Raw genomic sequence first — 19088 nt, forward strand, 5'->3', positions numbered from 1 at the left:
ATTTCAATGATAAAAGCAAACGTTTGCGCAAGTTGTTGCGTTAATTACAGGTATAAAAAAGCAGCCCCGTTAAATAGGGCTGCTTATTTAAAATTTTGTTAATTAGATGTACTTAGATTGCTAAGTAAGTCACTGGAATGTCGGGATTAATCGCTTCTAATGTAGATTGCGTATCCGCCAGGTGACTGATGCTACCTTCCGCGATTTCAACCAAAGCAGCACTTTCAATTTGTTCGAAATCGAAGCCAGCCAGTTTAAGTTGAATCAACGCCACTTGTAGAGGAGGTAAGCTTGGGTTGAACGCTGCGTTTTCAGCGTAAGCACCGGTGAAAACCTCACCCGACGTCAGTTGTAGTGAAACACCACTTAGGTTTTTGGTGTAAGGAGCATGGCTGCGGTTTAGTGCTGCTAGCGCTTCTACAACAATAGGCGTTGTTTCTTCGGTCGTGTATTTATGATCAAGCTTTGTCATTAAACCCGTTGTCACACCTAAATCAGCAGGGCCGAACGAGTCTGGCAGGTACTCTTGCAGAGACATTTCATCACGTTGTGGAAGCTGAACTTTAAGTTCTTTTGCTGTTGTCAGTTCGTTCATGAATTGACGACAGTGACCACAAGGACTGAAGTTGATGGTGATATCTGAGATACCTAGTTCGCCTTTCATCCAAGCGTGGCTGATTGCAGATTGCTCAGCGTGAACGGTTTGACCAAGTTGAGCACCAGCGATTTCAAGGTTTGCACCAAAATACAGAGTACCAGACAAACCACGCACGATTGCACCAACATAAAATTCAGATAACGGAGCGTAAGAATACGCTGCGGCAAAAGGAAGTAGCGCAATGCGTAGTTCGTCATCCGCTAGACCACTTGCTTGCAGTAGGCTAGCAAATTGTTCTGGAGACAATGTCGCGTCAAAGTTGTCTGCTAATACGATGTCACTCAAAAGCGCTTTCATTGATGATGGAGCACTTTCCAGCGCCAGGGTAATACGACTGTTCATGTTGAATCCTTAATTGACCTTAGGCTTTAAGTTTATGCATTGCTCAGGAATTTTCTGTGATAAATATCACTATTGAATTGTTGTTGTTACATTGGCTTGCATAATTAGAGTGAGGTCACACTTGAAATCGATTACAAGAGCCATTTATACAGCTGATATCGCACTTATTGCTCGTAAAAGACCGTGACTTGACTGCTATTGCTAAATAAATGCGAATAAAAAGCCCAAACAGACACTGTAATAAACAGCATTCTGGTTGGGCTGAATCGCGTAGTGATCGTTTAGGTTAAGAGTAGAACCAAACCACGAGCGAAAATATACTCGGTGCGATGATTGAGGTAATGACGCCACAAAGCACAAGAGCCAAAGAACTGAATGCAGCATCTTCCTGATTCTTTTCAGCACAGGTCGCAGTACCTAAAGCGTGAGACACGGTACCCATGGTTAAACCACGCGCGATCGGGCTCTTAATACCAATGAGATTGTAGATTGGGTAAGCAAAAATTGCCCCAAATAGACCAACAATCAATACCAGTATTGCCGCAATCGCTGCTTCACCACCTAAATGGCTCGATACTTCCATCGCAATTGGTGTGGTGACTGACTTACCTAATAAACTCGCAATCAAAGTTAAGTCCGCTTTAAAAGCCACTGCTATTAATGCCGTTGTTGTCATCGACATCACACTGCCTAGCGTGCACGCAAAGGTAATGATGCGCCAGTTGGCTCTGATTTGAGGTAGCTGCTCATAAAGTGGGTAAGCAAGTGCAACAACCGCAGGCTGCAGCATGTAGGTAATCCAAGTGTTGTCAGCATAGTAAGTCTCAAACGGTACTCTAAAGAACGTGAGCATCGGAATGATGATACCAATGCTGATAAGCAGGGGGTTACACAGCGGCGAGTTTACTTTTTGACTTACCCAGCGAGCAAATAGGAATACCACTATGGTGAGTAGAATCCACATGATCAGTTACCTCTCGAAAGCAAGCGGTCTAAGAACCATGATAAGGATACTAACACCAATAATGTGCCACCAACGGCGCTCGCCATAATTGGCAATGCGTTCGCGATGAGCATGTCGAAGTGATCCATCAACCCAACACTGATCGGAACAAACAGTAAGATCATTAGGCGGATAATCAAGCTTGCGCCGGGTTGTACCCAGTGCGAAGGAACAATACCAATCACCATGGCGGCAAACAGAATCAACATGCCAAAAATACTGCCAGGGATTGAGGTATCCAAAAAGTGCTGTAACGCGTTACCTGCTGTAAGTGCACCTATGATTAAGGTGAAGGAGATTAAGCAGTAAACCAGTTGGATCAATCTTTCTTTCAAAGTGTTACGTCTCTTGATAATGGAATTAGCTAGCTAACTTTTCTACGTATTGATAAACCGCCTTCAAGATAGCCATTTTCTTCTCGTCACTTTCATGTTCGTGCGCGAGGTTTTCAAGGTTGAGCATGTACTCTTCTAAACGGCACTCATAAAACTCACGACAATGGTTCGCCCATTTCAATTGCTCAGCTTCGTCGAGCGTCCATGGGAAGTTACGCGCACGGTAACGGAACAGTAACGGTTTAATACGTTCATCACCGAAGGTGATATCTAAAGCTGCCAAGTTATTTGGGTCAGTTTCGCGAATGATGTTCATCGCTGTTTTATCAGCAGGTGAGAAGAAACCGTCATAAAGGTGTGTATCAACATCATCACTCTTTTCGTACTCTCGCTCTTGTGAGTACAGGCCGATCAGTTTTTCGCGGATCTCTGGGTGTTCGCGCAGCAGTGCCAAGTTCTTCAAGCATTGTTGGCGATCAATACCGATGGTTTCGGCATTTTCAGCCGTCAGCGTTTTGGCTGGAGCAAGAATAGGGCACTTGTTCAGTTGAACCAATTTGATTGGTACTGGTAGCTCGTCTTCACCCAGTTCACTGCGTTTGGTGTAGAGTCTGTCTCTGAGTTCATCAGCGTCCAGTTCTAACAGTGGGCTTGGATCTTTGGCTAAATCAACCACGATAACCGCATTTTGATTGGTTGGGTGCCAAGCCATAGGCACAATCCAGCTTGTGTAGTTGCAGTCACGGCCAAACATGCCCGAAACGTGCATCAATGGTGTCATGTTTACGATATCAACCAGATCATTCAGCTTACGCTTATGACGCATGTTGTAAAGGTAATCGAACATCTTAGGTTGCGCAGCTTTCAGCTTCTTCGCTAACTCGATGGTCGCAATAACATCGGCCATCGCATCGTGCGCGTTCTCGTGTTCAATGCCGTTTGCCACAGATAGGTGTTCCAGTTTGAAGCTTGGGTAACCTTCTTCGTTCTCTGGCCAAACAATGCCTTCAGGACGCAGTGCGTGAACAGCGCGCATTACATCTAATAAATCCCAACGAGAGTTGCCATTCTGCCAGCTCCACGCATATGGGTCGATGAAGTTTCGGTAACAGGTGTAACGCGTTACTTCATCATCAAATCGAATACTGTTGTAGCCAAGGCTTGTGGTGTTAGGTTTCGCTAACTCAGCATGGATCTTAGCGATAAACTCTGGCTCAGGGAGACCTTGTGAAGCCGCTTTTTGTGGTGTGATACGGGTGATCAGTGCAGCTTCAGGTGCAGGGAGGTAATCAGCGGGAGGTTGGCAATAGATAACCAGAGGCTCTCCAATAACATTGAAATCTTGGTCGGTACGAACACCCGCAAACTGACTCGGACGGTCTTTTGCTGGGCTAACGCCCCATGTTTCGTAATCGAAAAAGAAGTAGGTTGGCTGATTATCTGAACTCATTGAATTTCCTGAACAGCAAGCGCGGAACGTTTACTGTGGCTGAAGGTTAGTTTTGTTCAGTATCTGATAGTATGCGGTACGCGTGCAACCCAGATCACAAATAAATTGCCGGAAAACGGTGCTTTACTATTCAATCGAGTCAGTGGGGAAGGTTTTGAAACCAATTGAGGCGGTTTCTTAGTTAATACAATCTGTCTATCGTCCGTTTAATCCGATGGAGGCGAGAGTATCAACTGGACTTTCTGCTTCATGGTTAACTCTCGGTTCTTCAAATCTTTGAATATGGCCTTCCATTCTTGAAAGGTGACCACTATCGGATTAAAACTGTTCACGGGTTTGGTGACGCCATAACGTACAGTTTCAACTTCAGGTTCGAATGTACCAAATAACTTATCCCAGATAATAAGAACGCCGGCGTAGTTCTTATCAATGTATTGCGGGTTTTTGCCGTGATGTACTCGATGATGCGAAGGGGTATTAAAGATGTATTCAAGTGGCCCCAAGCTTCGTATCCATTGTGTATGGACGAAGAACTGCAAACCTAGATTGAGAAGCACCACAAAGATGACCCACTTAGGGGCAAAACCTATGATGACCAACGGTATCCAGAAAAGCCACATCCCAGCAAGTGGATACATTAAGCTTTGACGGAAAGCCGTACTGAAGTTCATGCTTTCTGAACTGTGGTGTGCCACGTGTGCTGCCCACATCCAGCGAACACGATGGCTTACTCTGTGGAACCAGTAATAGCAAAAGTCTTGCAACACCATCAATACAACAAAACTCAGCACGCCCATTTCAATGTCCATTAAGCGCCAACCAAACATCCAGAGATACAGCTGCACGACCAATAACCCGGTGAGCAAATCGGAGAGTTGATGCATTCCCGCCAGCGTGAAATTACACATCACTTCTGAAAGCTTATAGCTGGAGTTATCAGGCAGTCGACCTTGCTTCTGACCGATAAAATACTCAGCCAACATGCACACCACGAACAAGGGCGCTAATACCAGCAGTAGCCATTCTGGGTAATTGATTAATGCGTCGATATTCATGTTTTATCCTTGTTGAGACGCCATACGCGTTCTTAGTATCAAGTTTACTTAGACTTGCTCGCCTGAAATTCAGTTAGCAAAATTTCGCTACCAGCGAGCAAAGTGATCTTCTGTTAGGCCAAGAACACCATCGAGTTGATGTGTCACTCCATTGTTGTCTTCAATCGAGCCAGAAAAGTGACCAATGAACTGACGAAAGTTACTTTTTAACAGCCATAAATTGAGCTTTTCGCTGCGATTATTTAAGGGCGTAAAGGTCAGGTTTATACGTCCATCTTGTGATGTTATCTGCCAAGGTAAATTGGTGTCTTGGCGACTAAACGCAAACTGTACCGGGTTAAGTAAGTGCCGAGTTCCATTGATCCATAAAACGTTCTCGCAGCCTCCGGTTTCATTCACGCCCGCCGCGAGGTTTAAGCCAATATCTGTGCCATGGGATTGCGTGTTGATACTTGCCCAGCGCCAACTGGTTTCACGTCTCATGTAACCCGCTGAAAAGTCATAACCAGCACGAGCTTGTTCGAGAACGAGTGATTCTCCTTTGATTTGGATTTCACCGCTGATGCGCAAAGCATTGTGCTTTTGAGTGTAAGTCCAACCTGAATAACCCGTTGGGCTGCACATCGCCAAGGGCAAGCTGTCGGCTTTAGGCTCTAAAGCGATATCGGCCTTGATGAGTTTGGTATTCAATCGAACTTGCCATTGCCCGCCTTCGATATCGAAAGCAATGCTTTGGCCTGCAATGCTTGTCTTGCCTTCAAATGGCGAAGCGGTAACTTGTTTATCAAACCCTAATGGCCTCAACCAAGATGACTCTTCTAGATGGTTGTTTTCAATATCGTACAGATAACAAAATGCCGAGCCCAAGTAGCGAATATCCGCGATAGCGACACCAATAATGTGCGTGTCGGTGACGATGCTGACAAATTGAAATTGTTTGTAGTGGAAGTGCTTCTGCCAAAGATTTGCTTTTGCATCCATCGAGTTTCGGTAGTCAAAGCTCTCGATGTTTAGGTGTTTGGGGATGCCATCGAAATGTCCAATGATCGGCTGACCATTAGAATCAATCAAACTGTGTGGGGCTGGGTTCGTTTTTATCATTGCGATGGTTCACATTAATTTAACAACTAAAGCCATTGTGCGATGAGTAGCGTAGAATTGGGAGGTCATATTCGGACAAGAGCGCGTTACCAATCACGATTTTGTTAGTAGTGTTGTTGAAGCTGAGTAGTCATGTTTATGGGAATGGGCTCGATATAAGGAGAGACGATTGGAGATTATTGCGGAGTATAAGCCGACCGGACATCGGCATCAGTTGGGTACATTAGATATCGCGCTGCTGTTGAATACGTTAGAGCAACGAGGTATCGATATTGAAAGGCTACTCAATGATGTGGGTTTGCCGAACATGGATTGGCGAGACCCGAATGGAAAGCTGACTTACGCTGATAAACTTGCGTTATTTAGCGCGGCGAATCAGAGCTTTCCTCACGATGGCTTAGGGCTTTGGCTGGGGGAACACGCTAGCTTGAGCCACTTTGGTGTGTTGGGTTATGCGCTATCGACCAGTCAAAATGTCGGGGAGGCCATCAAGTTGGGCTTTAAATATCTGCGCCTGAATGGTCCTATTTTCTCGGTTAAATTATTTCTAGATTCCGAGCAAGCAGTGATTCAGATTGAGAACACCTTGGAAGTGGGCGATCTCCTACCTTTCTGCAGTGAGTATTTCTTGAGTTCAATCGTCTCTTTGTTCAAAGAACTGACTGGTCATGAGTTGGATATTCATACTTTGGCTTTGCCTTATGCTCGCCCTAATTACACCAAGCTTTATGACGAGCGTTTCCAGTGCCCGGTGATTTTTGAACAAAACCATTGTGAACTGCGTTTTGATGCCTCGGTTTTATCACAAACCTTATTGACTCATGATGCCGCAACACTGAAGCGCTATCTTGCGTCTTGCCAGTCGATAGTGGAAACGCTGGACTCTGAGCATCTGCTGACTAACCAAATCAAAACGATCTTTTATCAAACCGCAGGCAGTTTCCCGAATATTGAACAACTCGCGGATGAGTTTGGTTGTAGCTTTCGTACACTCAGGCGAGAGCTAGTGACCCATGAATCCAGTTACCAAATATTGCTTACCGAAGTTCGAGTGGAGCTGGCCAAAGAGCTATTACTCGGCACAACCATGAGCATTGATGACATCGGTGAAAGGCTCGGTTATAGCGACCCTGCAAATTTCAGAAGGGCGTTTAAAGGTTGGCTCAATAAAACGCCCGCTCAGTTTCGTGATGGTTTAAGTTAAGGCGTTACTTGCTAAAGAACTGCTCCCTGAAATCGGTGACTTGCTGTTGATAATAACTGTCCCAATCTTGTTGAATCCAAGTGGCATAACTTGATGAGCGCTGAGAGTCTAAGGTCGCTTTGAGCTGATCCAGTTGCTCGTGATAACTCATCACGGTTTGTTGCTGTTGTGCGACTTGTTGTTCTCGCGCGGCAATGTTGCTGGCCTGCGCTTCATCTAAGTAGGCATCTTGAAGGTCGGCTTTGACTGATGCTACTTCAGCAGGGCTATAGCTGCTGGGTATCAAAGATAATGCCAGTTCATATTTTTGAAGCTGTGTTTCGGCGTTTAACGTGCCCGTATTGTTTTGCCATTCACTAAGCAAATCTTGATAGTTGGCCAAAAACTGGCTCGCTTCGTTCTTTTCAAGGGTGTTAGCGTCAAGCGTAAAATCCAGATGAGCAAACTGGTCAGCGAATAGCTGGTGGGCCAACTCTCCCCATACTTGTTGTGCAGATTGCTTGAATAAGGCAACACGATCTTCAAGAGTCTCTATGGATTCAAGTGGGATAGTGCTTTGTGTTAATTGCCAGTCAGCCGATAGCTGCGGATAGTCGCTCAGTAACTCAAACCATATGCCCGGCAATTCTGATTTCAATCGTGCGAGTTGCTCTGCGCAGTCATCGCGTTGTTGGCAAAGCTTCCAGAACCCATCGAGTTCATCGAACAAAGCCTTGCCTTCAAGCTCACTCAAGTTTTCAGCAAGAATTTTACCGTCCAGTGCTCCGGCTTGGGCTTGATTGCTGTGCGATGCGGAGTTTTCCGAACTAGCGGTTGCAGTAGGCGTGGAATTATCGGCATTAGTTGTCGTAGAAACACGCGGCTTAGGTTCTGTGTGTTGAGCAGAAGATAGCGCTGTTTCGTTCGTTTTTGATGACCACGAATAGCAAATAATGCTCGCCGTTAAGACGAGCATTAGGATTAATATAACTCGATGCATTATTGGTTCACCGAGTTACTTGATCACGGCGCTAACAGGGAAGTGGTCTGAAAGGTTGTAGTGCTTCCATAACTCACTGCTTGTTGATCTTGGGACATCCACGCGATTGTAGTTATGCGCTTTAGCGGCATACTCTGAGCTCACTACCACATAATCGAGATACTCAACGTTCTCGCCACCCGACATAGGCTCTCCCGCAAAGTTGTTGATGCGTGGGTCAAAGGTAGAAGCGGTGTAACCTGAGTATGTTGGTTCATCAGCCTGCAGGTTAGCAAACATCTGTTGATAGTCGCTTGGGAACTTGAGCTTGTTCACGTTGAAGTCACCGCTGTAAACCACAGTTTCTGATGCCGGGATATTCAGAGACTGCGCCAGTGCACGCATCTGCTTGAATTGACGTTGTCGGTAATCACGAGTGGTGTCCGTATCGAATGATGCCGTGTGGGTAGCGAAAACATGGTAAGCCTGACCATTCTTGATAACTTCCGCGTAGTTAACACCTTTATCAGCAAAGCAATCTGTGCCCGTGCAATCAGGGAAAACATACTGCGCTTCATTAACGATAGGATAGCGGCTGACAATGATCACACCACCGTCGTATATGTTAATCCCATCTTTATCGAGCATTTTAGTTTGATAAGGATACTCTTTCGCAAGCTCACGCAAGAACTCATCTCTGCCGTTAGCAAACACCTCTTGAAGCGCCAACACGTCATAGCCCTTTACATATTGAGGGAGTAGGTCATAGCGGTCACCAATATGTGAAGCGATGGCAGGCAGCGCCCAGATGTTGTAAGTCATGACCTTGAGTGTATTGGCATCCGGCTCTGGTTGCTCATCCACTTTTGGAGGGGTGATGGTGTAATAAATATCATCATAGCGCGCTGTAGAATCGGCTTTGAGGGCTAGCTCTGCATTGACCCCGAACGCATCGGTTGTGCTGCGATGAATATTACGATCGTCATGCAATGTTAGGTTGACGTCTGCGGCACTCAAACCATGTTGCAGTGTCGAGTTATACCAATGTCCCTTCATGGTTTGGTTGAGCGTGACACTTTCGCCCACAGCGTTTGATACCACAGTGTCAAACTCATAGGTCTTCCCAGATTTCACACCAGTCCAGCGGTTGAAACTTATCAGCTTCTTCGTCTCCCAAGGACCAATCTGTTCAACATGCTGTTGCCACTCATCACCGAGTTGAAGCAGGTCGGTACCAGTGTGGTTGGCTTGAATGGTCATCACTTGATTGGTGTTATTGGTGAGATACACGTCAGTGTCTGCTATGGCAGAGGTCGAAGCGATTGATGTGGATGCCACAAGTGCAGCTAACCAAGTCCATTGAGTTTTCATCGTTTACGTTATCCTTATTGATTGATGTCTAGAATAACGTAGTCAAGAGTTATGACATTGGAGTTATAACTCTATGGCATTTATTCAAATATGAGATATATGCCAAGGTTTTATAAAATTGATTAACCATTGAAAATTAACATATTGTCTTATCGGAATGATAAGTGGTACGCGCGCGAATAATAGGGTCAGTTAATGCTTTCGAGTCGGTGGAACAGCCAATATTGGCGTGCTTAAGTGAAAACTGTGTGTCGCGGTAAAGTGGAGGTTGTGAGCAACAAGAAGGGAATATGGACACAGCTTAGAGCTATCAGCATAAATTTTGCGATTGTTCTGTAATTTACTCTTGTTCAGTAAACAGAAACCTCAAAAACAGGTATGATAGTGCCGTTTTTAATCCTGAACTGGGAAAGTCATGGCAAAGTTAACACTCCAAGAGCAGATGCTTAAAGCTGGCTTGGTAAATGAGAAAAAATTAAAGAAGGCGAAGAAAGGCTCTAAAAAGTCTCGCGTTCAGTCTCGTGAAGCAAAAGCGGCAGCTGAAGAAACTAAACTGGCGCAGCAAGCGAAAGACAAAGAGCTAAACCAACAGTTGAAAGAACAACAGTTGAGCAAAGAAATTAAAGCTCAAGTGAAGCAACTGATTGAGATGAACAAGATCGAACAGAAGAACGGTGAGATCAAATACAACTTCACCGACGGTACGCTAGTTAAATATCTTTACGTAGAAGAGCTGACTCAAAAGCAACTAAGTAAAGGCATTCTAAGTATTGCTCGTCAAGGCGAGAGCTATGTTGTTATTCCAACAGCAGTAGCGAACAAGATTGCTATGCGCGACGAAGAATCTATCGTTGATACGCAGGCAGGTAGCACAGACGAAGTAGACGAAGATGACCCGTACAAAGACTTCGTGATCCCAGATGATCTAATGTGGTAATCCGTTTTACCTAGCTCCATTTTAATGGTTAGCTAAGTTTACAGGATCTAAGAATGCAGCGAACAATCACTCGATTGGCGCTGCATTTTTTTTGGCGCGAAATGACTTCAACAAATCTTTAATAACGCTTAGTGTTCTGACATGCCGTAAACAAGGCTATCATTGGCACTTGCATGATCGATAAAATCAGCATTAGCGCGCTGTTCGTGTTGGTCATAGCCATCGAAGTAACAGTCGCCAATTTCATTGCGCGGGCAAACGTGAATGTGGTCTTTGATGACCAGTTCGGTAGAACAACATGGGCAATGTCTTATATGTCCAGTGAGTCCCGTAGATCGATTTGGTTTCATACATCCTCCTGATAGGCACTGTAATATGATTGCCTATTTGCACCCTAAGTTACGCAAATTAGTGTGTCGTTATGATTTCATTTTTAAGTCAATAAAAAACGATTCGTAGAGTGAATGTTTAGGTATTAATGTAAATGTAAGAGCAAGAAAAAATAAAAGAACTAGGACGAGTAGGCTTGAAAGTAGATCGGCCATATAGTCGACTTTCACTGGTATCACATTCAGCCGAAGAGGTTGAAGTAGAGCTCGCTACGACGAATATGTTGGCCAGATGAAACCAACAAGCCCTAGTGAGCTGTGCATCATTTTATCGACTTAAGCTTTCAAAGTAATGCTGAACAAATTTAACGAACACTTGGTGTTTCTTTGCCGGATAAATAACTTGCGGATAGAACAGATAAATACTGTTGCCTTGTTGCAGACATTCATCAGGCAGCACTCGCTCTAACTCTCCAAGCTCGATCTCTTTCGCAACGTAGTAACTTGCAATACGGATGATGCCACTGCCTGCCATAGCTTGTTGCTTAAGCAGGTGGTTGTCATTACTTGAAAGCCAGCCGGACACATCAATATTTACCGATTTTAAAGGCCACTCGGTTTGGTGCAGAGTTGCTAAGCATTGATGATCACTTAAGTCACTCACATTGGTAGGGCGACCAAATTGGTTAAGATAACCGGGAGTCGCGACTAAATCATGTTGATAGCTAATCAAGTGTTTCGCCACCATGTTGTCAGGTGGCGTATTGGTGGCACGAAACGCGATATCGATATCATCTTGATTGAGATTAAAGTTGGTGTAGCTACTGTTTATCTCGAAACGAATCTCAGGGTATTGCTGCCTAAACTGTTGGCAGATATCGAATAGATATACCTCAGTAAACATCTTTGGCGCAGTGAGGCGTAATAGGCCTTTGACGATGTCGTGTTGCTCAGAAACACTGCGTTCAAGCTGTAAAACTTGCGAGCGAATCGTTAAGCCTTGCTGTAAGGCGCGTTCTCCTTCTTGGGTTAAACGAACACTGCGCGTGGTTCTGACCAAAAGCGGGCACTGTAAATCGTTCTCTAAACGTTTGATCTGCTCAGAAAGGTAGCTCTTAGAGATACCGAGCTTTTCGGCTGCCTTGGTAAAGTTGAGTTGCTGAGCAAGTTCTACAAACAGGATCAGTCGTTCTATTCTTTTGTGTTCGTTCATTCGCGCGTTCCTACCAATCTATTGTTCGTCATATCAAACAATCATTTCGTAACTAGCATATTCTGTTTTTAAAAAGAACAATATGATAGAGGCATATTTCTGGTCAGCAAATCTTCTAAGCGAGAATCGATATGACGAACAGCACTGAATCTACAAACAAAACGAATGACAAAAAACGTATCCCATTATCAAATTATCTACCGAATGTTGGGCAAATTGCCTATGGCTGCATGGGGTTAGGTGGTGGCTGGAATGATAATCCAGTGACGAGTGCGGATGTTACTCAAACACGAAGCGTAATCGGCACCGCACTAGAATCGGGCATTAACTTATTCGACCATGCGGATATCTATACCTTCAGCAAAGCTGAGCAAGCCTTTGGTCAAGCATTACAACAAGCGCCTGATCTGCGTGAACAGATGTTCATTCAATCTAAGTGTGGGATTCGTTTTGAAGGCGAGGGCAATGTTGGTCGTTATGATTTCTCGGCTGATTGGGTAGGCCAATCGGTAGACGGTATTCTCAATCGATTGAATACTGAAAAGCTTGATGTGCTGTTATTGCACCGCCCTGACCCTTTGATGGAACTCGATGAGCTAGCAAGAACGTTAGAGAACTTAAAAGCGCAAGGTAAGGTCGATTATTTTGGTGTGTCGAACATGAACAGCCATCAAATTCAGTACCTGCAATCTGCGCTTGGGCAACCCATCGTCGCGAATCAAGTTGAGATGAGCTTAGCCAAATTGGATTGGTTGAATGATGGGGTGATGATTAACTCGCAAGGGCACCATCAATCAGACTTCGCCGCAGGCACTCTTGAACATTGCCAATTGAATAACATCCAACTGCAAGCTTGGGGCTGTTTGGCACAAGGCCGATTTGCTGAGCAAGGTTTGTATTCAGAACATGAAAACGTGAAAAAGACAGCGCACTACGTGGCTCAGTTAGCGAACCAATATGGCGTAGAAAGTGAAGCGATTGTGTTGGCATTTTTGCTTCGTCACCCTGCTCGTATCCAACCTGTAATTGGCACCACAAATCTAGAGCGAATCAAAGCTTCGGCAGTCGCGACTCAGATAAACCTGTCTCGTGAAGAGTGGTACAACCTATACGTGTACTCACGTGGTCAAGCACTGCCATAAGGAATGAATATGTTGAATCAAAAGATCGCGCAACAACTGGTGTCTAACGCTCTAGACATTGCTGAGCGTAATCAACAAGCAATCGCGGTGAGCGTGTGTGATACGCACGGTGAGTTACTGGCGTTTATTCGCATGGATAATGTGAGTGTTCAAGCCGGATTGTTAGCACAGAACAAAGCTTATACATCTGCAAGAGATAGACAGCCAAGTGGTAACTTAGGTGCTTGGGCGAGAGAAACTGGTAAAGACTTAAGTTACTGGACTGACCCAAAGATCACTGGCTTTAAAGGCGGTGTTCCCATTGAATTAAATGGGCAGGTGATTGGCGCTATTGGTGTCAGCGGATTAAGTGAAGACGACGATGAAGCACTTGCCGAAAAAGTCATTCAACTTGTGTTCTAAGCTGTTGCTCGTGAAGTAATGGAAGTTAGAAGTAACAGATAATAAAAAACCGATGCATGTGCATCGGTTTTTTGCTTAACGAGACCCAAGTGATTGAATCAATCGAACCCATTAAGCGTTCGCTTGTTCCAGATTTTGTTGCTTGTCTTTCTTACCCAATAGGCGGCTTGTGATCGTACCGGCTGTCATTGCACCAGATACGTTAAGCGCCGTACGTGCCATATCGATAAGTGGCTCGATAGAGATAAGCAGTGCTGCGATAGTTACAGGAAGACCCATAGCTGGAAGTACGATAAGCGCCGCGAACGTTGCACCGCCACCTACGCCAGCAATACCGAATGAGCTCACTGTGATAATAGCAATCAGAGACAGAATGAAGTTGATGTCCATTGGGTCGATGCCAACTGTAGGCGCAACCATGACTGCTAGCATTGCAGGGTAGATACCCGCACAACCGTTTTGACCAATCGTCGCACCGAAAGAGGCAGACAGGTTAGCAATCGCTGGTGGCACATTTAGCTTAGTGATTTGAGCTTCAACGTTCAGTGGAATCGTTGCAGCAGAACTACGCGAAGTGAAAGCGAACGTTAGGACCGGCCAGATTTTTTGGAAGTACTCTTTTGGGTTTACACCAACAAAAGAAACCAACACACCGTGGACAACAAACATCAGGATGATTGCTACGTAAGAAGCAACGATGAAACCGAGTAGGCTTAGGATGTCTGAAGCACTCGATGTTGCGACTACTTTCGCCATTAACGCAGCGATGCCGTATGGCGTGAGTGCCATGATCATCTTAACTAAGCGCATAACGATAGATTGCGCAGCGTCAACGAAAGTACGGATCGGTGATTCTAGCTCTTCTTTCTCAGCCATTACTTTACGAGCAGCAATACCTGTTAGCACGCCGAAGATAACCACAGCGATGATAGACGTAGAGCGAGCACCGGTTAGATCAGCAAACGGGTTAGTCGGAATGAAACTAACCAGCATTTGTGGAATGGTTAGGTCTGAAACACTTCCCATGCGGCTTTCTAGTGTTGCAATACGAGCTGTTTCACGAGCGCCCTCTGTTAAGCCTTCAGCCGAAAGACCGAATGCTTGAGCCACTGCAATACCCACAATCGCAGAGATCGCCGTTGTTGCCAGTAATACTGAAATAGTGATACCAGAAATCTTGCCCAGTGAACCGCCTTTCTCAAGCTTCACCACGGCTGCAATCATTGAAACCAAGACTAATGGCATGATCACCATTTTTAGTAGGCCAACATAACCACGGCCAACAATATTTACCCAGTCTAGTGTTTCGTTGATGACCGGATTGCCTTCACCAAATAACAGCTGTAGACCAAGACCAAATGCGCTACCAAATACTAAACCGAGTAAAACGAGGCGAGAAAGTGTGTTTTCTTTTTTCTGCTGTCCGTAGAGAAAAAAGAGGATACCAGTGAATACCGCTAAGGCAGCGATAGCTGAAAATGACATTTGTTTTCCTTATGAATTTCTTTAAATCGATAGGGCGCTTAGATATATGGGCGCAAATACTGTTAGCTACAGTAGCGACCTGTAACAAAACGTAAAATAAGGAAAAGTAATTTATTAGAACGATTAGTAATATCCACTCAATAGGATGGGTGGATATTCAACATTGTGATGAATAGGTGAGCTTTTTAGCGATATTTTGCCAATAAATTGAGCATGTCACTTGACGAGTAAATTTCGATATTTTGGAAATTATTTTCGAATAACCGGAACAACATTGCTTTGGCTACGTCTTCCGACTGAATAGGGCGTAGGTTTGTGAACTTACCAAGCATAAATGGAGACAGCAGAGGAAAGACACTTTGCAGGAGTTTTTCATCAGCTCTAGGTTCATCACGCTCACCCACCAGAGGCCCAGGGCGTGCGATGAAAAGCTGCTTGAAGCCAATACGTTTTAAATTTTGTTCCATTTGTCCTTTACAGCGAAGGTAGTGCGAATAGGAATCTGGTGAAGCGCCATAGCTAGAAACGACCGCTACGCGTTGAACCCCAAGAAACTTCATCGACTGTGCGACTTGGCTAACCAGTTCCACATCGATTTTGCGAAGCGCTTCTTTTGATCCTGCCTTTTTCTTAGTCGTACCTAAGCAGATAACGCCAAGATTAGGCGTCGCATTCGTGTCATCCCAACTGGTAACTTGCAGGTCGCTGTGAATGAGTGTGTGGAGCTTGTTGGAATCAAACTGTGAATCTAACGCTCGGCGAGATAGGGCATAGATATGATCAGCGGCGGGTTCATCGATGAGCAACTTCATCACATGATGACCAATTAACCCGGTTGCACCAGCCACCACGACCGATGTTTTGTCTCCAGAAATGCTCATTTTAATCCCTTCTTCACTCCACAAGTGCTTGTTTAATATAGACAGTGTTTGAATTTTAAGCGAATAAAAGTTTGTTAAACGAGTGGTCAGTAGTATGTGGGGAGTCGCCTGTTTATGGAAAAAGAGATGATTTAGTTTGGCTCGACGCATAAGTACGGTCTGAAGCATAAGTACGATATGAAACATAATGGCGGTGGGAAAGATAAATGCGGTTTGAAACTTAAGTTAGGCGTTAAACATAACAAAGCCCGCTGGGCGACGGGCTTTGTTACTTTTCTTGCTTCTTACTAGGTAAAGGACAGTGGGATTTTCCTTACCTTTTTGCTAGCTTTCTTACTTGATTTATTTGGTTTTCTTTTACTTGAATTTGGAATCATTACACCTCCTAAATCGTTGTTCTGTTTTGTCTTTCAATCGATTGTCTTTCTTCGTGTAGCGTCAGTGTTGTGGGCATTCACTGTATGGGTACTTATCAATGGAGAGATTAATAAGTAATTTAGATAAGGCATAAACGATGCCAAAATGTAAGTTATTGATAAATCTATTATCAGTATTATTTGTGTTTTAGGGTTCGTCAATTTGACTGTCAATCTGAGAAAAAACCAGTGTGATCTGTTTAAATTAAGAACACTCTCTGCGGTTTCTGCCACATAGCCATAGATACAGCCTTGCTTAACACGTAAACTGAGTCGTAATTCACATAGACCAAGGACGTGCTATGAACCTCAAGCTTGATACTCTTGCTCCCACTCAGATTTATCACCTGATGACACAAACCGTTGTTCCTCGCCCGATTGCGTGGGCATTGACGGAATCTTCTGACCAAGAGTACAACCTAGCGCCTTTCTCTTATTTCACGCCTGTTTCCAGCAATCCGCCGCTACTGATGCTATCGGTCGGGAAAAAGCCATCGGGCGAAATCAAAGACACCACTCGTAATGCCCTTGAAACGGGTAAGTTGGTCATTCATATCGCGTCAGCAAGTTCTGCAGAAGTAATGACGGCGACAGCAGCCACGCTCGACCATGGTGAGTCTGAAGTAACCGCGAATAATATCGAGTTGGTTGAATTTGAAGGCTTCTCTTTACCGAGAGTGAAAGAGTGCGCGGTCGCTTTTGGCTGCACCTTATACGAAGTAAAAGAGGTTGGAGAGGTGCCACAAAGCCTCATCTTTGCTCAAGTCGAAACCGTGTACATTTCCGAAGACGTGATCGATAAAGAGAGTGAACGTCTTAAGATTGATGCGTTGGCATTGGACCCTTTGTCTCGCCTTGGTGGCGGTGAATACGCGACGCTTTCCAATGTGTTTTCTGTCGCACGCCCTAAGTAGCAGTACCTAAGTAGCAGCCCTATATCAACGTACCCAGAATAAGCGTTTTTAAAAACTATGTTAGATACCCAATACTCGCAGTACATCCAACACCGAATTGACCAAAAAACCAAGCCACTTGGCGCACTTGGCTTACTAGAAAAAGTCGCACATCAACTGGCTTTGATTCAGAGCCAAGGCAAAGAAGCTGCGGTTGAACACATCGAATTGAATAAGCCAAGTATCATCATTTTTGCTGGCGACCATGGCATTGCTGACGAAGGCGTGAGTATTGCTCCAAGCGCGGTAACACAACAGATGGTGTTGAACTTCTTAAGCGATGGCGCGGCGATCAATTGCTTCTGTGCGGTGAATAATATCGATATCACGGTAGTCGACACGGGGATATTGTTGCCTGTGGAATCAGACAGTGACATGTTGATCTCTCAGCGCTTGGGTACACGAACCAATAACTTTGCCAACGAAGCTGCAATGAGTTTAGAAACAGTCGAACGTGGGATTGAACTAGGTTCAGAGCTTGTATCTAGAACTATTTCGAATGGCACCAATATCATTATGTTTGGTGAGATGGGCATCGGCAATACCAGTAGCGCGTCAGCGATTTTAAGTGCGGTAGCAAACCGAACTGCTGCAGAGTGTGTAGGCTTAGGCACTGGTATCAACAACGAACAGTTATCACGAAAAGTCGAGGTGGTTGAGCAAGGTGTTGCACGCTGCACAGGACTCGATCCTAAATCGATTTTAGCTCAAGTCGGTGGTTACGAAATAGTGCAAATGGTCGGTGCTTTCCTTGGCGCTTATCAAAACAGAACTCCTGTACTGGTCGATGGTTTTATCGTGTCAGTCGCTGCGTATGTTGCGACCTTAATTGAACCGAATTGCCGTGACTACATGATCTTCGCGCATCGCTCAGAAGAGTCAGGACACAAAATTCTATTAGAACTTCTAGACGCTGAGCCGTTGCTTGATCTTGGCTTGAGACTAGGCGAGGGCACGGGCGCTGCACTAGCCATGCCAATCATCCGAGCGGCCGCTGAGTTCTATAACAACATGGCGAGCTTCGAGAGCGCCGGAGTCACAGTTTAATGAGTGATACGCCGAACAGATCTTTGAAAGATCGCGCTGCTTATCAGTGGGAGCTGTTTTCGTTGGCTATGGGCTTCTTTTCTCGTTTGCCAATGCCAAAGAATACGCCCTATTCAGAAGAGCGTATGAACCGTTCTGGTCGTTACTTCTCAACAGTCGGCTTGTTGCTTGGCGCCTTGTGCGGCGGTTTGTTCCTGTTGCTTGATACTGTGTTACCAAGCTCGATTGCCATCTTTTTGATGATGAGTTTTAGTTTGATGCTGACCGGTGCTTTCCATGAAGACGGCTTAACTGACATGGCGGATGGTATTGGTGGCGGCATGACCCTAGAACGCCGTTTGACCATCATGAAAGACAGTCGAATCGGTACTTATGGTGCGTCTGCTCTGATTATGGCTCTGCTTGGCAAGTGGGTGCTGTTGAATGAACTCATAAGCATGACGAGACTGTTTATGGTAATCGTGACCAGTTATACCTTTAGCCGCGCGATTGCTGCATCGCTAATTTACGACATGCCTTATGTCAGTGATTTAGATACCAGTAAAAGTAAACCATTGGCCAACAAGCAAACCAAAGGCGAACTTGTCTTCTTGTTGCTGGTAGGCGTGCTGCCTAGCCTGTGGTTTGGTCTTGAATTCGCTTTGGTTTTATCTGTCGTCGCCTATCTGTTCAGAACAGGTTTTAAAACGTGGTTAACGGCTCGAATTGGCGGCTTTACTGGGGACTGCTTGGGTGCGGCTCAACAGTTAATGGAGTTGCTGACTTACCTTGTATTCATTACTGCATTTTACAATGGCTTTCTATAA

19 protein-coding genes are annotated in these 19088 nt (G+C 45.0%); 7 read left to right on the top strand and 12 right to left on the bottom strand.

Features of this window, described 5'->3' with window-relative positions:
- Positions 1-112: 112 nt before the first annotated feature.
- The 6 genes from cdd to AB4623_RS01505 all read right to left on the bottom strand — a co-directional run bounded on the left by cdd (position 113) and on the right by AB4623_RS01505 (position 5944).
- Positions 113-1000 carry a cytidine deaminase gene (gene cdd / locus AB4623_RS01480; RefSeq protein WP_372145588.1) on the bottom strand — a complete coding sequence of 296 codons (888 nt, stop codon included), beginning with the start codon at positions 998-1000 and terminating at the stop codon, positions 113-115.
- 286 nt (positions 1001-1286) lie between these two features.
- Entirely contained in the window at positions 1287-1964 is a 678-nt protein-coding gene (locus AB4623_RS01485; RefSeq protein ID WP_372102221.1) for an LrgB family protein, read from the bottom strand.
- A gap of 2 nt (positions 1965-1966) precedes the next feature.
- On the bottom strand, positions 1967-2338 hold the full coding sequence (locus tag AB4623_RS01490) for a CidA/LrgA family protein (protein ID WP_004734867.1): 372 nt from the start codon (positions 2336-2338) through the stop codon (positions 1967-1969).
- 25 nt (positions 2339-2363) lie between these two features.
- Positions 2364-3788 (bottom strand): exodeoxyribonuclease I, encoded by a 1425-nt coding sequence (gene sbcB / locus AB4623_RS01495; protein WP_248337798.1) that lies wholly within the window; start codon positions 3786-3788, stop codon positions 2364-2366.
- A 206-nt stretch (positions 3789-3994) separates the two neighbouring features.
- Complete coding sequence (locus AB4623_RS01500; RefSeq protein ID WP_372145590.1) at positions 3995-4843, bottom strand: sterol desaturase family protein; 849 nt, start codon at positions 4841-4843, stop codon at positions 3995-3997.
- 87 nt (positions 4844-4930) lie between these two features.
- Complete coding sequence (locus AB4623_RS01505; RefSeq protein WP_372145592.1) at positions 4931-5944, bottom strand: DUF2804 domain-containing protein; 1014 nt, start codon at positions 5942-5944, stop codon at positions 4931-4933.
- A 169-nt stretch (positions 5945-6113) separates the two neighbouring features.
- On the opposite strand from AB4623_RS01505, the gene AB4623_RS01510 reads away from it, so the two are divergent.
- Positions 6114-7148 (top strand): AraC family transcriptional regulator, encoded by a 1035-nt coding sequence (locus AB4623_RS01510; protein ID WP_372145594.1) that lies wholly within the window; start codon positions 6114-6116, stop codon positions 7146-7148.
- Positions 7149-7152: 4 nt separating this feature from the next.
- Here the strand turns inward: AB4623_RS01510 and AB4623_RS01515 are convergent, their stop codons facing one another.
- Positions 7153-8103: a chromosome partitioning protein ParA gene (locus AB4623_RS01515; RefSeq protein ID WP_372145626.1), complete on the bottom strand. Its 951-nt coding sequence runs from the start codon at positions 8101-8103 to the stop codon at positions 7153-7155.
- Between the two features lie 39 nt (positions 8104-8142).
- The gene (locus AB4623_RS01520) at positions 8143-9477 is read right to left on the bottom strand and encodes a sphingomyelin phosphodiesterase (protein ID WP_372145596.1); all 1335 of its coding nucleotides are present in this window, start codon (positions 9475-9477) and stop codon (positions 8143-8145) included.
- Between the two features lie 415 nt (positions 9478-9892).
- Between AB4623_RS01520 and AB4623_RS01525 the strand changes: the two genes are divergently transcribed.
- A complete protein-coding gene (locus AB4623_RS01525) occupies positions 9893-10414 on the top strand; it encodes a DUF2058 domain-containing protein (protein ID WP_010441213.1) in 522 nt (173 codons plus the stop codon).
- Between the two features lie 128 nt (positions 10415-10542).
- Here the strand turns inward: AB4623_RS01525 and AB4623_RS01530 are convergent, their stop codons facing one another.
- A complete protein-coding gene (locus AB4623_RS01530) occupies positions 10543-10764 on the bottom strand; it encodes a hypothetical protein (protein WP_372145598.1) in 222 nt (73 codons plus the stop codon).
- Positions 10765-11071: 307 nt separating this feature from the next.
- Complete coding sequence (locus AB4623_RS01535) at positions 11072-11956, bottom strand: LysR family transcriptional regulator (RefSeq protein ID WP_065584229.1); 885 nt, start codon at positions 11954-11956, stop codon at positions 11072-11074.
- Positions 11957-12087: 131 nt separating this feature from the next.
- Between AB4623_RS01535 and AB4623_RS01540 the strand changes: the two genes are divergently transcribed.
- Together AB4623_RS01540 and AB4623_RS01545 are read left to right on the top strand one after the other, a co-directional pair.
- A complete protein-coding gene (locus tag AB4623_RS01540; protein ID WP_372145600.1) occupies positions 12088-13098 on the top strand; it encodes an aldo/keto reductase family oxidoreductase in 1011 nt (336 codons plus the stop codon).
- A gap of 9 nt (positions 13099-13107) precedes the next feature.
- Entirely contained in the window at positions 13108-13500 is a 393-nt protein-coding gene (locus AB4623_RS01545) for a heme-binding protein (RefSeq protein WP_017066157.1), read from the top strand.
- Between the two features lie 111 nt (positions 13501-13611).
- Here AB4623_RS01545 and AB4623_RS01550 read toward each other — a convergent pair whose 3' ends face one another.
- Both AB4623_RS01550 and AB4623_RS01555 read right to left on the bottom strand, forming a co-directional pair.
- Complete coding sequence (locus AB4623_RS01550) at positions 13612-14985, bottom strand: L-cystine transporter (RefSeq protein WP_372145602.1); 1374 nt, start codon at positions 14983-14985, stop codon at positions 13612-13614.
- 185 nt (positions 14986-15170) lie between these two features.
- Positions 15171-15866 carry an NAD-dependent epimerase/dehydratase family protein gene (locus AB4623_RS01555; RefSeq protein ID WP_372145604.1) on the bottom strand — a complete coding sequence of 232 codons (696 nt, stop codon included), beginning with the start codon at positions 15864-15866 and terminating at the stop codon, positions 15171-15173.
- A 718-nt stretch (positions 15867-16584) separates the two neighbouring features.
- Here AB4623_RS01555 and AB4623_RS01560 point away from each other — a divergent pair.
- The 3 genes from AB4623_RS01560 to AB4623_RS01570 are packed head-to-tail and all read left to right on the top strand — an operon-like array spanning position 16585 to position 19088.
- Positions 16585-17196, top strand: a complete 612-nt coding sequence (locus tag AB4623_RS01560) for a flavin reductase family protein (protein ID WP_372058460.1) — start codon at positions 16585-16587, stop codon at positions 17194-17196.
- Positions 17197-17253: 57 nt separating this feature from the next.
- A complete protein-coding gene (gene cobT / locus AB4623_RS01565) occupies positions 17254-18282 on the top strand; it encodes a nicotinate-nucleotide--dimethylbenzimidazole phosphoribosyltransferase (RefSeq protein ID WP_372145606.1) in 1029 nt (342 codons plus the stop codon).
- A complete protein-coding gene (locus tag AB4623_RS01570) occupies positions 18282-19088 on the top strand; it encodes an adenosylcobinamide-GDP ribazoletransferase (RefSeq protein WP_372145608.1) in 807 nt (268 codons plus the stop codon). Before cobT ends, AB4623_RS01570 begins: the two co-directional genes overlap by 1 nt.

Origin of the sequence: Vibrio sp. 10N.222.52.C12 (assembly GCF_041474215.1) — a bacterium.
Classification (GTDB): Bacteria; Pseudomonadota; Gammaproteobacteria; order Enterobacterales; family Vibrionaceae; genus Vibrio; species Vibrio crassostreae_C.

Coding starts and splice junctions, on each gene's coding strand:
- AB4623_RS01485 (WP_372102221.1), bottom strand. CDS start 1,964: ATGTGGATTCTACTCACCATAGTGGTATTCCTATTTGCTCGCTGGGTA.
- sbcB (WP_248337798.1), bottom strand. CDS start 3,788: ATGAGTTCAGATAATCAGCCAACCTACTTCTTTTTCGATTACGAAACA.
- AB4623_RS01505 (WP_372145592.1), bottom strand. CDS start 5,944: ATGATAAAAACGAACCCAGCCCCACACAGTTTGATTGATTCTAATGGT.
- AB4623_RS01550 (WP_372145602.1), bottom strand. CDS start 14,985: ATGTCATTTTCAGCTATCGCTGCCTTAGCGGTATTCACTGGTATCCTC.
- AB4623_RS01520 (WP_372145596.1), bottom strand. CDS start 9,477: ATGAAAACTCAATGGACTTGGTTAGCTGCACTTGTGGCATCCACATCA.
- AB4623_RS01530 (WP_372145598.1), bottom strand. CDS start 10,764: ATGAAACCAAATCGATCTACGGGACTCACTGGACATATAAGACATTGC.
- cdd (WP_372145588.1), bottom strand. CDS start 1,000: ATGAACAGTCGTATTACCCTGGCGCTGGAAAGTGCTCCATCATCAATG.
- AB4623_RS01545 (WP_017066157.1), top strand. CDS start 13,108: ATGTTGAATCAAAAGATCGCGCAACAACTGGTGTCTAACGCTCTAGAC.
- AB4623_RS01515 (WP_372145626.1), bottom strand. CDS start 8,103: ATGCTCGTCTTAACGGCGAGCATTATTTGCTATTCGTGGTCATCAAAA.
- AB4623_RS01570 (WP_372145608.1), top strand. CDS start 18,282: ATGAGTGATACGCCGAACAGATCTTTGAAAGATCGCGCTGCTTATCAG.
- AB4623_RS01535 (WP_065584229.1), bottom strand. CDS start 11,956: ATGAACGAACACAAAAGAATAGAACGACTGATCCTGTTTGTAGAACTT.
- AB4623_RS01525 (WP_010441213.1), top strand. CDS start 9,893: ATGGCAAAGTTAACACTCCAAGAGCAGATGCTTAAAGCTGGCTTGGTA.
- AB4623_RS01555 (WP_372145604.1), bottom strand. CDS start 15,866: ATGAGCATTTCTGGAGACAAAACATCGGTCGTGGTGGCTGGTGCAACC.
- AB4623_RS01500 (WP_372145590.1), bottom strand. CDS start 4,843: ATGAATATCGACGCATTAATCAATTACCCAGAATGGCTACTGCTGGTA.
- cobT (WP_372145606.1), top strand. CDS start 17,254: ATGTTAGATACCCAATACTCGCAGTACATCCAACACCGAATTGACCAA.
- AB4623_RS01540 (WP_372145600.1), top strand. CDS start 12,088: ATGACGAACAGCACTGAATCTACAAACAAAACGAATGACAAAAAACGT.
- AB4623_RS01560 (WP_372058460.1), top strand. CDS start 16,585: ATGAACCTCAAGCTTGATACTCTTGCTCCCACTCAGATTTATCACCTG.